This window comes from uncultured Leifsonia sp. (genome assembly GCF_945957465.1).
Taxonomy (GTDB): domain Bacteria; phylum Actinomycetota; class Actinomycetes; order Actinomycetales; family Microbacteriaceae; genus Leifsonia.
In genome coordinates, this window is sequence record NZ_CAMFLC010000006.1 from 53,611 (window position 1) to 68,499 (window position 14,889).

General features: G+C 72.4%; 16 protein-coding genes. 4 read left to right on the plus strand and 12 right to left on the minus strand.

What is annotated here, in order from left to right:
* Positions 1-68 precede the first annotated feature (68 nt).
* The 6 genes from Q0Q23_RS04855 to Q0Q23_RS04880 form a co-directional block, all read right to left on the minus strand.
* Positions 69-1,118 carry an NAD(P)/FAD-dependent oxidoreductase gene (locus tag Q0Q23_RS04855; protein ID WP_363316237.1) on the minus strand — a complete coding sequence of 350 codons (1,050 nt, stop codon included), beginning with the start codon at positions 1,116-1,118 and terminating at the stop codon, positions 69-71.
* A complete protein-coding gene (locus Q0Q23_RS04860) occupies positions 1,115-1,648 on the minus strand; it encodes an isoprenylcysteine carboxyl methyltransferase family protein (protein WP_295120163.1) in 534 nt (177 codons plus the stop codon). The genes Q0Q23_RS04855 and Q0Q23_RS04860 overlap by 4 nt, the downstream gene beginning before the upstream one ends.
* Positions 1,645-2,754, minus strand: a complete 1,110-nt coding sequence (locus Q0Q23_RS04865) for a type III polyketide synthase (RefSeq protein WP_295120166.1) — start codon at positions 2,752-2,754, stop codon at positions 1,645-1,647. The genes Q0Q23_RS04860 and Q0Q23_RS04865 overlap by 4 nt, the downstream gene beginning before the upstream one ends.
* Before the next feature lie 73 nt (positions 2,755-2,827).
* Positions 2,828-3,232 carry a RidA family protein gene (locus Q0Q23_RS04870; protein WP_295120169.1) on the minus strand — a complete coding sequence of 135 codons (405 nt, stop codon included), beginning with the start codon at positions 3,230-3,232 and terminating at the stop codon, positions 2,828-2,830.
* Positions 3,229-4,011 carry an IclR family transcriptional regulator gene (locus tag Q0Q23_RS04875; RefSeq protein WP_295120172.1) on the minus strand — a complete coding sequence of 261 codons (783 nt, stop codon included), beginning with the start codon at positions 4,009-4,011 and terminating at the stop codon, positions 3,229-3,231. The genes Q0Q23_RS04870 and Q0Q23_RS04875 overlap by 4 nt, the downstream gene beginning before the upstream one ends.
* On the minus strand, positions 4,008-5,027 hold the full coding sequence (locus Q0Q23_RS04880; RefSeq protein ID WP_295120175.1) for a sugar kinase: 1,020 nt from the start codon (positions 5,025-5,027) through the stop codon (positions 4,008-4,010). The genes Q0Q23_RS04875 and Q0Q23_RS04880 overlap by 4 nt, the downstream gene beginning before the upstream one ends.
* A 98-nt stretch (positions 5,028-5,125) precedes the next feature.
* On the opposite strand from Q0Q23_RS04880, the gene Q0Q23_RS04885 reads away from it, so the two are divergent.
* From Q0Q23_RS04885 to Q0Q23_RS04900, 4 genes are read left to right on the plus strand one after another with little or no spacing between them, the layout of a single operon-like run.
* A complete protein-coding gene (locus tag Q0Q23_RS04885) occupies positions 5,126-6,406 on the plus strand; it encodes an alanine racemase (RefSeq protein WP_295120178.1) in 1,281 nt (426 codons plus the stop codon).
* Between the two features lie 25 nt (positions 6,407-6,431).
* The gene (locus Q0Q23_RS04890; protein WP_295120180.1) at positions 6,432-7,052 is read left to right on the plus strand and encodes a bifunctional 4-hydroxy-2-oxoglutarate aldolase/2-dehydro-3-deoxy-phosphogluconate aldolase; all 621 of its coding nucleotides are present in this window, start codon (positions 6,432-6,434) and stop codon (positions 7,050-7,052) included.
* Entirely contained in the window at positions 7,049-8,665 is a 1,617-nt protein-coding gene (locus Q0Q23_RS04895; protein ID WP_295120183.1) for an amidohydrolase family protein, read from the plus strand. Before Q0Q23_RS04890 ends, Q0Q23_RS04895 begins: the two co-directional genes overlap by 4 nt.
* Positions 8,650-9,225, plus strand: coding sequence for an alpha/beta hydrolase (locus Q0Q23_RS04900; protein WP_295120186.1), 576 nt, complete (start codon positions 8,650-8,652; stop codon positions 9,223-9,225). The genes Q0Q23_RS04895 and Q0Q23_RS04900 overlap by 16 nt, the downstream gene beginning before the upstream one ends.
* A 24-nt stretch (positions 9,226-9,249) precedes the next feature.
* Here Q0Q23_RS04900 and Q0Q23_RS04905 read toward each other — a convergent pair whose 3' ends face one another.
* From Q0Q23_RS04905 to Q0Q23_RS04930, 6 genes are all read right to left on the minus strand, one after another.
* A complete protein-coding gene (locus Q0Q23_RS04905; protein ID WP_295120189.1) occupies positions 9,250-10,401 on the minus strand; it encodes a mannitol-1-phosphate 5-dehydrogenase in 1,152 nt (383 codons plus the stop codon).
* Between the two features lie 13 nt (positions 10,402-10,414).
* A complete protein-coding gene (locus Q0Q23_RS04910; RefSeq protein WP_295120192.1) occupies positions 10,415-10,852 on the minus strand; it encodes a PTS sugar transporter subunit IIA in 438 nt (145 codons plus the stop codon).
* The gene (locus Q0Q23_RS04915) at positions 10,849-12,465 is read right to left on the minus strand and encodes a PTS mannitol transporter subunit IICB (RefSeq protein WP_295120195.1); all 1,617 of its coding nucleotides are present in this window, start codon (positions 12,463-12,465) and stop codon (positions 10,849-10,851) included. The genes Q0Q23_RS04910 and Q0Q23_RS04915 overlap by 4 nt, the downstream gene beginning before the upstream one ends.
* Positions 12,466-12,495: 30 nt before the next feature.
* Positions 12,496-14,184, minus strand: a complete 1,689-nt coding sequence (ptsP, locus tag Q0Q23_RS04920; protein ID WP_295120198.1) for a phosphoenolpyruvate--protein phosphotransferase — start codon at positions 14,182-14,184, stop codon at positions 12,496-12,498.
* A gap of 2 nt (positions 14,185-14,186) precedes the next feature.
* Positions 14,187-14,453, minus strand: coding sequence for an HPr family phosphocarrier protein (locus tag Q0Q23_RS04925; protein ID WP_055921832.1), 267 nt, complete (start codon positions 14,451-14,453; stop codon positions 14,187-14,189).
* 63 nt (positions 14,454-14,516) lie between these two features.
* Positions 14,517-14,825 carry a PTS sugar transporter subunit IIB gene (locus Q0Q23_RS04930; RefSeq protein ID WP_295120203.1) on the minus strand — a complete coding sequence of 103 codons (309 nt, stop codon included), beginning with the start codon at positions 14,823-14,825 and terminating at the stop codon, positions 14,517-14,519.
* Positions 14,826-14,889: the final 64 nt, after the last annotated feature.

A 14,889-nucleotide genomic window follows, 5' to 3' on the forward strand; every position in this document is an offset into this window, starting at 1 on the left:
CCTGATGAAGACGCGCGCCGGGAGTGGCTTCTATCCGTCCGATGGGCGGTCCCCGGTGTGCGCGGCTCTCAGCGCGAAAGCCGCTCCACGATGGCACCGAAGAGCTGCGGCCGGGCGGTCGCGGTCGGGACGATCCGCGGCCGGAACGACGACCGCGCCGCGACGACCAGCCCGGTGGTGAGCATGCGGAAATCGCGGGTGGTGGCCCGCCAGGCGCGCTCGTACTGCTCGGTGTTGCCTGCGCGCACGGCCGCGACCGCCGCGCGCGCCTGCGCGAATCCGACGCGCATGCCCTCGCCGGTCAACGCGTCCACGTAGCCGGAGGCGTCGCCCGCGAGCAGCACACGTCCCGAAGACCGCGAGCGCGAGCGCTGGAGCAGCGGGCCGGCGCCGCGGGGGGCCGACACGGCGTGAGCGCCCGCCAGGCGCTCCGCGAGCGCGGGGATGGCGGCGATCGACGCATCGTGGTCGAGCGGGCGCGGGCCGAGCACGGCGACGCCGACGGTGCGATCGTCCACCGGCGTCACGTAGGCCTCCACGAGCGGGGACCAGTGCACCTCCACGAGGTCGGTCCAGGGCGCGACCGCATAGTGCTGTCGCAACCCGTAACGCCGCCGGGTGGGGTGCTGCGCGCGACCCTCCAACCCGAGCAGGCGCCGTACGGGCGAATGGAGTCCGTCCGCCGCGATCACCCAGGGCGTCTCGAGCGCCTCCGCAGTGCGGCTTCCGAGCTCCAGCACGACGGAGTCCCGACGCTGGGTCACACCGGTCACCCTGTCCCTCAGGACAGGCGTGCCGAGCTCAGCGGCTCGGCGCGCCAGCTCGCGCTGCAGCACGGTGCGTCGCACGCCGCGGCCCGGCCGGTCGGCGAACCGGTGCTCGACGCGACGTCCGGTGTCGAGGTAGGCGATTCCGGCGAGCGGATGGCCGGGAGGGTCCACCCCGATGCGATGGAGGGCCGCGAGCGCCCCGGGCATCAACCCCTCGCCGCACGCCTTGTCGATGGGGTCGTCGCGCGGCTCCACGACGATGGTCTCGATGCCGGCCAGGCGCGCTTCGATCGCACAGGCCAGCCCGATCGGCCCTCCGCCCACGACGACGAGCTGCGGTGCGGTCATGTCCGTGCGGCCGCGGCCGCCTCGGATCCGGCGAGCGCCCGGTTCTCGCAGGGGATGCGGAAGCCCAGCAGGAGCACGGCGTTCAGCACGGTGAAGGCGACGGCGGTGATCCACGCCGTGTGCACCAGGGGGAGCGCGAAACCCTCGACGACGACCGCCACGTAGTTGGGATGGTGCAGCCACCGGTAGGGTCCACGCGCCACCAGGGCGAGGCCGGGCACGACGATGACCCGGGTGTTCCAGCGCGGCCCGAGAGTCGCGATGCACCACCAGCGCAGCGCCTGACTGGCGAGGACCAGCACCAGCATCGGCCAGCCGAGCCACGGGAGGAACGGGGGGTCGAGCAGCCACACCTCCGCGAGGCAGGCGAGCAGGAGGCCGGTATGCAGCGCGACCATCGGCGGGAAGTGGCGCCGGCCGTACTCGACGCCGCCGCGGGCGAACGACCAGCGGGCGTTGCGGGCCGACACGAGCAGTTCGGCGATCCGCTCCGCCCCCGTGGCGAGGACGAGCACGGTGTACCAGATCACGCGACGGCCCCCAGCTGCGGTGCGGTGCGTACGCCCGGCGCACCGTCGGCCCAGCGCAGCAGCACCAGTTCGCTGGTGACACCGGGGCCGAGGGCGAACAACAGCCCGATGGTGTCCGGCGGGTGCGCGCCCAGCTGCTCGGCGAGCACGTGCAGCACGGCGGCCGACGACAGGTTGCCCACGCGGGCGAGCGATCGCCAGCTGGCGTCGAGCGCGTCCGGCGGCAGGTCGAGCGCGCGCGCGAACGCTTCGAGCACCTTCGGGCCGCCGGGGTGCGCCGCCCACGCGCCGACGTCGGAGACCTCGAGGCCGTGCTCCGCGAGCAGTCCTCGGGCGTCGTCCGCGAAGTTGCGGTCGATCACGTCCGGGACGCCGGCGCTGAGCACGATGCGGAACCCGGTACCGCCGATGTCCCAGCCGATCACGTTCTCCGTGTCCGGGTAGATGCGGCTGCGGGTGTCCAGGACCTCCGGGCCGGGGAGACCGAGCTCGCGCGCGCGATCGTCGCCCGCCATCACGACGGCCGCGGCACCGTCGCCGAAGAGGCCGCTCGCCACGATGTTCGCCATCGAGTCGTCGCGCGCCTGCACCGTCAGGGAGCAGAGCTCGACCGAGAGCAGCACCGCGATCTCGCCGGGGTGACCCTGGAGATAGTCGTGCACCCGGGCGATCCCGGCCGCGCCGGCGACGCAGCCCAGGCCGAAACTGGGCAGACGCTTGACGTCGCGGCGCATCCCGAGCCGCTGGACGAGCTGCGCGTCGATCGAGGGGGCGGCGATCCCCGTGACGGACGTGAAGAGCAGGAAGTCGACGTCGCTGGCGAGCAGCCCCGCGGTCGCGAGCGCCTGGGTGATGGCGCGCTCGGCCAGCGTGGTCCCCTCGGCGATGAAGAAGTCGTTCGACTCCTGGAACGAGCCGAGGGAGCTGTATCGCTCGAGCGGCATCACGAGACTCCGGGTCTCGACGCCGCTGGCCGCATGGATGCGGCGCATGACGGCCTGGCGCTGGGGGTCGCTCGTGATCATCGCGAGCAGCGCGGCGGTGATCTCGCCCTGGCTATAGCTGCGGGCGGGAAGTACGGGCGCCACGGCCACGATACGGCTCACATGCGAAACGTACCACCGGGGACGGCCGGCGCGGTGGGGTCGCGGGGAACTGCCAGACGTGCGCCCGCGGCCGTCATCCCAGTACGGCGAAGGCGTCGATCTCCACGAGCATCTCCGCGCGCGGCAGCCCCGTGAAGACCGTGGTGCGCGCCGGGAGCACGCCGGAAGGCACCCGCGTCGACAGGAACTCGCCGTACGCCTCGTTCATCGCGGCGAAGTCGTCGCGGGTGGTCAGGTAGACCCGCAGCATCATCACGTCGTCGAAGCCGGCTCCGCCCGCGGCCAGCACGGCCTCCACGTTGCGGAGGGTGCGGACCGTCTGGGCCTTCACGTCGCCCGGGTGGAGGTACTCGTTCGTCCCGGGGTCGACCGGGCCCTGACCGGAGACCTGCAGGAACGGCCCGCGGCGCACGCCCTGCGAGAAGGTGTGCGCGGGGGCGGGCGCCTCGGTCGTGGTGACGGCGATGCGGTCGGTCATGGGGTTCCCTTCGATCGTGCAGCTGCGGTGGATTCCCGGGTGCGCGCGCCCAGCTCAGCCGAGATCCGGGCCGTCGCGTCGAGGAGCGTGGGGAGCAGGGCGAGGACGCCGTCGTGCGGCAGGACCACGTTGGGCACCGAGATCGAGACCGCCGCCGCGATCCGGCCGTCGGGTCCGTGGACGGGGGCGCCGACGCAGTTCATGAACGTCTCGTGCTCCTCGTGGTCCTCGGCCCAGCCGCGCTCGGCGCTGATGGCGACGTCGGCGAGCAGCGCCTCCGGCGTGGCGTGCGTGCGCGACGTGAAGGGCAGCAGGTCGAGTCCGGCGACGACACGTTCGCGCTCGGCCGGGTCCACGCCGCCCAGCAGCACCTTTCCCACGGCCGTCGCGTGGACGGGCGCCGGCAGGCCGATCCGCGAGTACATGCGAAGCCCCTGGCGGGAGTCGACCTTGTCGATGTACGTGACGACGCCGTCCTGGTACGTCGCCAGATGGACCGTCTGACCGGTCGCGGCGGCGAGTTCGCGCAGGATCGGCGCGGCTGCGGCGCGCACATCGAGCGCGTCGAGGGCGTCCGAGGCGAGAGCGAAGACCGCCGGGCCGACGTGGTAGCGGTGCGCTGCGTCGTGGCCGGCGAAGCCGTGGGCCTCCAGCGTCTGCAGCAAGCGGAGCACGGTCGACTTGTGCACGCCGAGCTCCTCGGACAGCGCGTCCAGCGTGCGCACGCCGCGGGCGACGAGCCCGAGCAGGTCGAGCGCCCGGGCGACCGACTGGCTCACGACGTCGCCCCGCGCCACGGGATCTCGCCCGGGTGCACGCGCCAGCGCTCCCAGGTGTCGGCTTCGACGCGGGCGATCGTGTCGCGTTCGGGGCCGCTCGGGACGGTGAGCGGACGGTCTCCGTGGCCGATCAGGGTGAGCGAGGCCAGGGCATGCCCGAGGCGCAGTGCGGCGGTGTCGTCGCGCCCCTCCGCACGGCCCGCGAGGAAGCCGGCGGCGAAGGCGTCTCCCGCGCCGACGGGTTCGACGACCTCCACAGTGAGGCACGGGACGTGCGCCTCGCGGCCGTCGCGCCGGTATGCCGCCGCGCGTTGCTCCTCGTCTTTCAGCACCACGGTCTCCAGGTGCGGCAGCTCGGCGAACAGTCGCGTCGGGTCGGTGTGACCGAAGTGCGCCTCGGCCTCCTCGTGCCCGGCGAACAGGAGGTCGGCCTGGGCGACGAGCGCGCTGAGTGCCGAGCGGTCGCGGCCGGTCCACAGCGCCGGCCGCAGGTTGAGGTCGACGCTGACGACGGTCTGCGGTCCGACGAGCGAGCGCAGTGCGCCCGTGAGCTCCGCGGTGGAGGCGGAGAGTGCCGGCGTGATGCCCGAGGTGTGGACGATCGCGGCGTCGCCCAGCAGGGCGGCCGTGGCCGCGGAGCGCAGGTGCGCCACGCCGAGCACCGACGCCGCGGACCGGCTGCGGTAGTAATGCATCCTCGTCCGGACACCGGTGGGCCCGGCCACGGGCTCCTTCACGTAGAGACCCGTCGGTCTGGTCGCGTCGCGCTCGACAGCCGAGGTGTCGACGCCGGCCTCACCGGCGCTGGCGATGACGCGGTCGCCGAAGCCGTCGGCCCCCAGGCGGGACACCCAGGCGGTCGGCACGCCGATCCGGGCGAGGGAGGTCGCCACGTTGAACTCGGCGCCGCCCACGTCGGACCCGAACGCCCGCGCCTCCGACAGGGGGAGGTGGTGCTCGGGATACAGGACGACCATGGCTTCGCCGATGGTCACCAGGCGTGCGGCGGCCGTCATCCGTCTCCCCTTCCGCGATCGTCGGGGATCATGCTAGACAAGGGAGCAGCGATTGTGCAACGTCCGTTGCGCTCTGTGCAATGACTGGGAAGGGACGAATGGAGCAGTACAAGGCCGCACCGCTCGACTTCACGGCCGCCGACATCGCCGAGCTGTCGCGGAGCCGTCCGTCCCTGAGCGCGTTCCCGACGCCGATCGTGACGCTCAGCGAGACGGCGGTCGCGCACAATCTCGCCACGATGGCGGAGTGGTGCCGGCACGCCGGTATGGGGATCGCCCCGCACGGCAAGACCACGATGAACCTCGAGCTCTGGCGGCGGCAGCTCGCGGCGGGCGCCTGGGGCATCACCGTCGCCACGCCCTGGCAGGCGTCCGTCGCGCTCGGCTGGGGCATCCCACGCGTACTGCTCGCCAACGCGCTCGTGCAGCCCGGTGCCGTGCGCTCGCTCGCGCGCGATGCCGATCGTCTGACCGTCTGGGCGGACTCCACGCGCGCAGTCGAGATCATGACCGGCGCGCTGGCCGAGGCGGAGGCGCCCGGACCGCTCGACGTGCTCGTGGAGCTCGGCGGCGACGGAGGCCGCACGGGCGCGCGAGGTCTGGAGGCCGCGCTGGCCGTCGCGACCGCCGTCGCCGACTCGCCGCGGCTCCGGCTCGCCGGGGTCGCCGGGTATGAAGGAGCGCTCGCGCACGACGCATCGCCGACATCGCTGACCCGCGTCCAGGCCTATCTGCACGAGCTGGTGCGACTGCACGACGCGATCGAGGCCGCGGGTCTCTACCCGCCCGGCGCACCGGTCGTCCTCACGGCCGGGGGCAGCGCCTACTTCGATCAGGTCGCCGAGGTGCTCGCGCCGCGCCGTGACCTCGCAGGGGCCGGCGGCCGACCCGTCGAGGTGCTCCTGCGCTCGGGCGCCTACATCACGCACGACGACGGCTTCTACCGGTCGATCACGCCACTGAGCCGCACGAATGCGGGCCGCACGAATTCGGGCCCCACGAGTTCGGGCCCCACGTTCTGCGCGGCCATCCACGGCTGGGCGACGGTGGTCTCCCGGCCGGAGCCGGGGCTCGTGCTGGTGGATGCCGGCAAGCGCGACCTCCCGTACGACGAGGGCCTGCCGATCCCGCAGGCCATCCGGCCGCTCGGCGCGACGGCCGCCCGGCCGCTGGAGGGAGCCGTCACCACCGCGCTCAACGACCAGCACGCATTCGTGCGCGTACCGGAGGACGCCGTCATCGAGGTCGGAGACGTCATCCGCTTCGGGCTCTCGCACCCGTGCACGACCTTCGACAAATGGCGTGCGCTCGCCGTCGTCGACGACGCTCTGTCCGCCGATCCACGGGTGATCGGTCTGCTGGAGACGACCTTCGGATGACCCGCCCTCGCCCCACAGGAGAACGATGCTGATCGAGACCCTCACCGCCGACCGGGCACTCGCCGTGGTGCGCGCGCCCCGCATCGACGATCCGGGCGCGCTGTGCCGTGCGCTCGCCGCGGGCGGCATCCGCGTCGTCGAGTTCACCTTCACCACTCCGGACGTGGAGGCCGTGATCGCGGCGGCGGCCGCCGATCCGGGTGGCGCCGTGGTCGGTGCGGGGACCGTGACCGACGCACGCACGGCCGAGGCCGCCATCGCCGCGGGCGCGCGCTTCCTGGTCACTCCGGGGGTCAGCGAGGGAGCGGCCGCGGCGGCCCGCGAGGCGGGCGTGCCGATCATGCTCGGAGCGCTCACCCCGTCGGAGGTCATGCGGGCCGTCGAGCTCGGGTCGGCCGCGGTCAAGATCTTCCCGGCGTCCACGGTCGGACCAGCCCACCTGAAGGACCTGCGCGGGCCGTTCCCGACCGTCCCGTTCGTGCCGTCCGGCGGCCTCCACGCCGACAACGCCGGTGCCTGGATGGCGGCCGGCGCGCTCGCTGTCACCGCCGGGTCGAGCGTGGTCAGCGCGGCCGACATCGAATCGGGCGCGTGGGAGGCGGTCACTGAACGGGCGCGGGCCTTCAGCGGAGTCGCGACGGCATGACGGCAGGCGCGGCCGCCGGAACGCTCCTGATCCGGGGTGCGACGATCCTCGACGGGAGCGGCCGGCCGGGTCGCACGGGTGACGTGCTCGTCGCCGACGGCCGGATCCGCGAGGCGGGCGACCGCAGCGACGCCTCCGCCGCGCGGATGATCGACGCCGACGGGCTCGCGGTGGCACCCGGCTTCGTCGACATGCACGCCCACTCCGACCTCGCTGTGCTCGACGACCCGCAGAACCTCGCCGCCGTCTCCCAGGGCGTCACCACCCAGGTCGTCGGCCAGGACGGCCTCGCGTACGCGCCGGCGACCGAAGCCGCACTCGACGTCCTCCGGGAGCAGCTCGCCGGGTGGAACGGCCCGCACGCCGGGGCCGGCTGGCCCGACGTCGCCGGCTACCTCGCAGAGGTCGATCGGCATGGCAGCGCCGCCAACGTCGCGGCCCTCGTGCCGCACGGAACGATCCGGCTCAACGTCGTCGGCACGCACGACCGCCGCGCGACGCCTTCCGAGCTGGCCGCGATGCGGTCCCAGGTGGAGCGAGGGATGCGCGACGGCGCGTTCGGGCTCTCGGCCGGGCTCAGCTATGCCCCCGGGATGTTCGCCGACACGGCCGAACTGGTGGCGCTCTGCGAGATCGTCGCGGCGAACGGCGGGTACTTCGCACCGCATCAGCGTTCCTACGGAGCCGGGGCTCTCGACGGCTACGCCGAGATGATCGCCATCGCCCACCGGGCGGGATGCGCCCTGCACCTCACCCACGCGACCATGAACTTCGAGGTCAACCGGGGGCGCGCCGGTGAGCTGACGGCGCTCATCGACGACGCCCTCGCACACGGGGTGGACATCACGCTCGACACGTATCCGTACCTGGCCGGATCGACCACCCTCGTCGCCCTGCTGCCCGGCTGGGCGGCTGCCGGCGGACCGGCGGAGACGCTGGCGCGGCTGGACGATCCCGCGCAGCGGGAGCGGATCATCCGCGACCTGGACATCGTGGGCTCCGACGGGGCGCACGGCGTCCCGGTCGACTGGCACGCGGTGGAAGTCTCCGGCGTCCGCGATCCCGCGCTCGCCGACCGCGTCGGGCGGACGATCGCTCAGCTCGCGGCGGCAGAGGGCCGCCCTCCCGCCGAGGCGGCGTTGGACCTCCTGATCGCCGACCGGCTCGGCACCGGCATCCTGCAGCACGTCGGCGACGAGGACAACGTCCGCACGATGATGCGGCACCCGCGCCACACCGGCGGAAGCGACGGCATCCTCGTCGGCGCCAAGCCGCACCCGCGCGCGTGGGGGACCTTTCCGCGCTACCTCGGGCGCTACGTCCGCGAGCACGGCGTGCTCACCCTGGAGGACGCCGTCGTCCACCTGTCCGCGCGTCCCGCGCGGCGGCTCGGCCTCGCCGACCGCGGGCGCATCGCACCGGGCGCGGTCGCGGACCTCGTGGTCTTCGATCCGGCGACCGTCGCCGACCGGGCGACCTTCGACGAGCCGCGACAGCAGGCCGCCGGGATCCCCTGGGTGCTCGTCGCCGGGGTCCCGGTCATCGAGGAGGGCGTGCGCGCGGAGACCGCGCCCGGCCGGGCGCTACGCTCGGCAGCATGCGTGCCTTCCTGATCCTGCACGGCTGGGACAACTTCCGCCCGCCCGGCCACTGGCAGCACGAGCTCGCCGCGAGCCTGCGCCGCGCCGGCGAGCACGTGGTCTACCCGCAATTGCCCGACGCCGCGCACCCGCAGGTGGAGGCGTGGCGGACGGCGGCCTCCGCGGCGCTCGCCGAAGCAGCGGACGACGGCGCGCAGGTGACGGTCATCGCGCACAGCCTGGGAGCCGCGCTCTGGCTGGGCGCGCGGCCGGACGACGCGGGCGCGGGGTCCGTGGTCGACCGCGTGCTCCTGGTCGCGCCGCCGTCTCCCGGCTTCCTGCGCGACAACCCCGACGTCGCGGCGTTCGCCGACCTGCCGATCAGCCGGCCGACAGCGCAGACGCACATCGTCGCCTCCGACGACGACCCGTGCTGCCCCGAGGGAGCGGAATCGGTCTTCGCCGCGCCGCTCGGCCTGCCGATCACGACGATCCCGGGCGGCGGGCACCTCACGGTCTCTAGCGGATACGGAGAGTGGCCGTCGGTTCTCGACTGGTGTCTCGATCCGACGGCCACGATCGTCCCGCGCTGACGTCCCCGCTGCGCCGGACCGGTCTCACTCCTGCGCTGCGCGCACGACCTCCACGAGCGGCTCGAACAACGCGTCGCCGCGCTGGACGCCCATCACCTCGTCCACGATGTCCTCGGCGTCTGCGCGCTGGAGGAGCTGTTGCAGCTCGAAGCTCTGCGAGTCCTCCGGAACGTCGAACCGCAACGCGGCGCCCACCGCGGCCAGCAGGGCTTCCGGGATGCCGCCGACGTACTGCACGTAGTCGGCGGCCGGCCCGATGAACCGGTCGTTACGGCCGAGCTTGCGCAGCGGCTCACGGCCGACGCGCGTCACTTCGTCGACCAGGTACGGATTGCGGAATCGGCTCAGGATCTTCGCCCGGTACGCCGCCAGCTCCTCGGGGTCGAGCCCGTGCTTGGCGCTCAGTGCGGCCGAGGTCTCCGCGAGCGCGGCTTCGGCCGCTTCGGCCACGGCCGGGATCCCGATCGCCTGGCTGATCGTGGTCGCCCCCGCCACGAAGCCCGTGTACGCCACCGTCGCGTGCCCGGTGTTGACCGTGAACAGCTTGCGCTCGATGTACGGTCCGAGCGAGTCGACGAAGTGGGCGCCGGGGATGGCCGGCTCGTGGCCGTTGAACGGGCTGCGGTCCACGACCCACTCGTAGAACGTCTCGACGGTCACGTCGATGCCGGCGTCGGGCGCCTGAGCGGGCACGATCCGGTCGACGGCGGTGTTGGCGAACACGGCGCGGGAGGCGAGCTCGTCGCGGGCGTCGTCGTCGGGGAGGCCGTCCATCAGCTCGGCGGCGAGCAGATCGGTCGCGCCGATCGCGTTCTCGCACGCCATGACCGCCAGGCGCGGCGCGTCCGTCGGCCGGGCCGCCAGACCACGGGCGATCACCGGCGCGACGAAACGCAGGATGCGCGGTCCGACCGCCGTCGTCACCACATCGGCCGACGCGATCTCGGCGACCAGGGCCTCCTCGTCGGTCGCGCTGTTGATCGCGCGGAACCCGGTGACGGTCTTCGTCTGCGACTCGTCGCCCACCAGGTGCACGTCGTACGAGTCGGCCGACGCGAGAGCGTCAATCAACTCCGCGTTCACATCGGCGAACACCACTTCGTAGCCGGCCTCGTGCAGCAGGAGCCCCACGAAGCCGCGCCCGATGTTGCCCGCACCGAAATGGACCGCCTTCATTCGAACCTCCGCCTCACTCGTTGACGTCGCCGAGGAGCGCGAACAGGGCGTCCGCGTCCGGGGCGTCGATGAGCTTCTGCACGTCGTCGTCCTCCGAGAAGAGGATCGCGATCTTGCTCAGGATGTCGAGATGCTCGTTGTTCCGCCCGGCGATGCCCACGACGAACCGCACCTCCTCGCCGCCCCAGTCGAGCGGCGAGGAGTAGCGGATGAAGGAGAGCGCCGATCGCACGATCTCGTCCTTGGACTCGTTGGTGCCATGCGGGATGGCGAGGCCGTTCCCCATGAAGGTGGAGACGGTCGCCTCCCGCTGCGCCATCGAGTCGACGTAGGCCGGCTGAACGGCGCCCGCCCTCACGAGCAGCTCACCCGCCTCCCGGATCGCGTCCTCCCGTGTGGTCGCGGTACCCGCGGCCACGACGTTCGCCCGGTCGAGAATCGTGTCGGTCATGTGGTGGCGTCCTCCGTTGCGTTCTGCTGCTGCGTGGCGACCAGGTCGACGACCTCGTCGTACTTCGGGCTGTTCATGAAATTGTCGACCGACACGTGGAGCGAGTTCGGCGACTGTCCCTTGGCGCGATCGGTGAGCTCCCGCTGGGTGATCACCAGGTCGGCCGTGCCGTCGAGGTTGCTGATGGCCTGATTGGTCACCGTGACCCCCTCCACGCCGGCCTTCTTGATCTTGTTCCGCAGCACGGACGCGCCCATCGCGCTCGAGCCCATCCCAGCGTCGCACGCGAACACGATGTTGCGCACCAGCCGATCGGTGCCGTCGCCCTGAGCGTCGCCGGGGTCGTGCTCGCCCTCGCGCACGAGGCCCTCGAGGATCGAGGACTCCTTGCCCTTGTTGGCCTCGGTCTGCGCGACGGCGGCGGTCAGGTCGCCCAGCTTGCCCGCGGCGATGTCGCGGCGGCGGCTCGCCCGGAGGATGATCGACGCGACGACGAACGACACCGTCGCGGCGCCGACCACCGAGATCACGACACCCGGGATGCTGGTGAGCGGTGCCTGCAGCAGCACGGCGATGATCGAGCCGGGGGACGCCGGGGCCCGCAGGCCGGAGTTGAAGGTCACGTTGATCGCGATACCGGTCATGCCGCCCAGGATGGCCGCGATGACGATCATCGGCTTCATGAGCACGTAGGGGAAGTAGATCTCGTGGATGCCGCCGACGAACTGGATCAGTGCGGCGCCCGGGGCGCTGGCCTTGGCGATGCCCATGCCGAAGATCGAGTACGCGATCAGGATGCCGAAGCCGGGGCCGGGGTTGGCCTCCAGCAGGAACAGGATCGACTTGCCCTGCTGCTGCGCCTGCTCGATGCCGAGCGGGGTCAGCACGCCGTGGTTGATCGCGTTGTTGAGGAACAGCACCTTGCCCGGTTCGATCAGGATGCTCGCGAACGGCAGCAGGTGCAGCGAGATCAGCCAGTTGACGGCATTGCTCAGCACGCCGCTCAGCCACTCGACGATCGGGGCGATGCCGAAGAACGCGCCGATCGAGAGCAGCATGCCGACGATGCCGGCCGAGAAGTTGTTCACCAGCATCTCGAAGCCGGCCTTGATCCTGCCCTCCCAGAGGCCGTCGACCTTCTTCATGATCCAGGCGCTCAGCGGGCCCATGATCATGGCGCCGATGAACATCGGGATGTTCGACCCGACGATGACACCCATGGTCGCGATGCTGCCGACCACGCCGCCGCGCACGCCGTAGACCATGCGGCCGCCGGTGTTCGCGATGAGGAGCGGGAGCAGGTAGGTGATCATCGGGCCGACGAGGCCGACGTACTGCTGGAACGTGTGGCCGCTCGGGTCCTGTGCCAGCACGGTGGCGGCGCCGGTCCAGCCGATCTTGGCCTGGTCGCCGAAGCCTCCGAGGATGCCGTTGATCGCCCATCCGGTGGTCTGCAGCCACCCGGTCGCGATGAACAGGGCCGTGATGAACCCCCAGGCGATGAACGCCGGGATGTTCGGCATGACCATGTTCGAGAGGAAGGTCCCGAAGCGCTGCACGTGGACGCGAGCGCTGCTGGGCTGCTTCGGCGTCGTCGCTGTCGCCGATGTCATGATGGTGCCTCGTTTCTGTGTCGGCCCGCGCTAGGGAGCGGCGGGAGTGGGGAATCCGGCGGCCGTGGTTCGGACGGCCTCCCGGGCTTCGGCCGCGCCATCGGCGGCCAGGGCGGCCTCGGCCAGGGTCCGTGCCTGGTCGAGGGTGTAACGGGTGAGGGAGAGCCGCACGTCGGCGAGCGCCGCCGGCGACATCGAGAGGGTCGTCGCGCCGAGGCCGACGAGGACGACCGCGAGGAGCGGGTCTGCGGCGGCCTCGCCGCAGATTCCCACGGGCTTCCCGTGCGCGGCTCCGGCGGAGCCGACCTCGCCGATGAGGCGGAGGACGGCCGGATGCCACGGGTCCTGGAAGCCGGCGACCGAGCCGAGGAGGCGGTCGGCCGCGAGCGTGTACTGGGTGAGGTCGTTGGTGCCGATGGAGGCGAAGGCGGCCTCGCGCAGGACGCGATCGGCGAGCAGGGCGGCCGACGGCACCTCCACCATCACGCCGACGGTCTTCAGCCCGAACTCGGTGGCGAGGCGGACGAAGTACCGTGTCTCCTCCACGGTGGCGACCATCGGCGCCATCACCCAGAGGTCGGCCTCCGTGGCGGCGTCCGCCTCTGCGAGGGCTGTGAGCTGCTCGCGCAGGATGTCCTCGTTGGCGCGCAGCGAGCGGATGCCGCGCAGGCCGAGCGCCGGGTTGTCCTCGTGGGCGTCGTTCAGGAACTCCAGCGGCTTGTCGGCGCCGGCGTCGAGCACGCGCACCACGACCTTCTTGCCGGGGAACGCCTCCAGCAGTTTCACGTACTGCTCGCGCTGCTGCTCGACGGTGGGGGCCATGCGGGCGTCGAGGAAGAGGAACTCGGTGCGCAACAGGCCGACACCCTCTGCTCCGGCCTCGATCGCCTTGGCAGCCGCGTCGGCCGAGCCGAGGTTCGCCAGCAGGGGGACGGGGGTGCCGTCGGCGAGCGCGCCGGGCTCGAGGCCGCCGGCGAGGGCCGCCTCCCGGTCGGCGATGCGGCTGCGGGCGGTGTCGCTCTGTTCGGCGCTCGGTGCGACGGTCACCGTTCCGGCGCCGGCGTCGAGGATCACCTCGGTGCCCTCCGTGAGCGCGTCGGCCCCGGTCACGCCCACGATGGCGACGATCGCCTTCTCGCGGGCGAGGATCGCGGTGTGGGAGGTCGGGCCGCCCTCGCGGGTGACCAGGCCGAGCACCTTCGTCAGGTCGAGGAGTGCGGTGTCTGCGGGTGCGAGGTCGGTCGCCACCAGGATGTACGGCCGGTCCGACTCGGGGACGCCCGGCGCGGGCCGCCCCTCCAGCGCGGCGATCACCCGCTGGGCCACGTCGTCGAGGTCGGTGGCCCGCTCGCCCATGTAGCCGCCGAGGCCGATGAGCATGTCGCGGAACACGCCGAAGCCTTCGAAGACGGCGCGCTCGGCGGTGGCGCCGGCGTCGATCCGGGAGGCCACATCCTCGGCGAGGGAGGAGTCCTCCGCCATCATCGACTGGGCTTCGAGCACGTCGGCGGCGGTGCCGGAGACCGTGCCGGCGCGTGCGCGCAGGTCGGCGGCGACGGTCTGCACGGCGGCGGTGACGCGCGCCTTCTCCTCGTCGGGTGTGCGCGTGCTGGGCGTCGTCGCCGGCTCGGGCAGGGGGTCGGACATCCGCAGGACCGGGCCGAGGGCGATGCCCTGGCCGATTCCGGCGCCGGTGAGGACTGTGCTGGTCTCGGTCATGATCAGGCGTCGTGGTCGGTGGTCAGGATCTCGGCCAGGTCGTCGAGGACGGCCTCGGCGTTCGGTGCGTCGGTCGTGAGCACGATCTTGTCGCCGTGATCGATGCCGAGCGAGATCACGCCGAGGATGCTGCCCGCGTCGACGGTGCGGCCGCCCTCCTTCGAGAGCGACACCTTCGCGCCGGAGGCGCCGACGGCTTCGACGAAGAGCTTTGCCGGACGGGCATGCAGCCCGTGGGTCGATCCGACAGTGATGATCCGCTCAGCCATGGTTTCGGTCTCCTTCGTTCTCCGGTGGCACAGTACGCCGCGATTCCGCGGTGCCATTCGTTCTCATCGTGCCCCCGCCTTCGCGCTCAGGGCCAGATCCAGCGCGCTCGAGCCGTCGAGTGCGGCGGGCGAGAGGGGCGGCAGGACGGCGACGGCGGTGCCGGTCGCGACCGCCCGTTCGCGCAGTGCGGGAACGGCGGCCTCCAGGTGCGAGCCGACGAGCACGACATCGACGCCGGCGAGCGAGCCGAGCTGACTCGCACTCCCCGCGGCGACGTCCACCTGCAGGCCGCGCGCGGCGGCGGCGGAGCGGAGCTTCACGGCGACGAAGGTGCTGGAGGCGCCCGCGCCGCAGACAACGATGATCTTCATCGACCTCTTGCCTTTCGGTGATGCCATTCGGTGAAACGGGTACGGCGGATGGAACGGGACGGAT

Bases quoted from the DNA above. Each gene is read 5' to 3' on its own strand.
- Q0Q23_RS04930 (WP_295120203.1), bottom strand. From the start codon at position 14,825: ATGAAGATCATCGTTGTCTGCGGCGCGGGCGCCTCCAGCACCTTCGTC.
- Q0Q23_RS04885 (WP_295120178.1), top strand. From the start codon at position 5,126: ATGGAGCAGTACAAGGCCGCACCGCTCGACTTCACGGCCGCCGACATC.
- Q0Q23_RS04925 (WP_055921832.1), bottom strand. From the start codon at position 14,453: ATGGCTGAGCGGATCATCACTGTCGGATCGACCCACGGGCTGCATGCC.
- Q0Q23_RS04915 (WP_295120195.1), bottom strand. From the start codon at position 12,465: ATGACATCGGCGACAGCGACGACGCCGAAGCAGCCCAGCAGCGCTCGC.
- Q0Q23_RS04900 (WP_295120186.1), top strand. From the start codon at position 8,650: ATGCGTGCCTTCCTGATCCTGCACGGCTGGGACAACTTCCGCCCGCCC.
- Q0Q23_RS04895 (WP_295120183.1), top strand. From the start codon at position 7,049: ATGACGGCAGGCGCGGCCGCCGGAACGCTCCTGATCCGGGGTGCGACG.
- Q0Q23_RS04910 (WP_295120192.1), bottom strand. From the start codon at position 10,852: ATGACCGACACGATTCTCGACCGGGCGAACGTCGTGGCCGCGGGTACC.
- Q0Q23_RS04905 (WP_295120189.1), bottom strand. From the start codon at position 10,401: ATGAAGGCGGTCCATTTCGGTGCGGGCAACATCGGGCGCGGCTTCGTG.
- Q0Q23_RS04870 (WP_295120169.1), bottom strand. From the start codon at position 3,232: ATGACCGACCGCATCGCCGTCACCACGACCGAGGCGCCCGCCCCCGCG.
- ptsP (WP_295120198.1), bottom strand. From the start codon at position 14,184: ATGACCGAGACCAGCACAGTCCTCACCGGCGCCGGAATCGGCCAGGGC.
- Q0Q23_RS04855 (WP_363316237.1), bottom strand. From the start codon at position 1,118: ATGACCGCACCGCAGCTCGTCGTCGTGGGCGGAGGGCCGATCGGGCTG.
- Q0Q23_RS04890 (WP_295120180.1), top strand. From the start codon at position 6,432: ATGCTGATCGAGACCCTCACCGCCGACCGGGCACTCGCCGTGGTGCGC.
- Q0Q23_RS04880 (WP_295120175.1), bottom strand. From the start codon at position 5,027: ATGACGGCCGCCGCACGCCTGGTGACCATCGGCGAAGCCATGGTCGTC.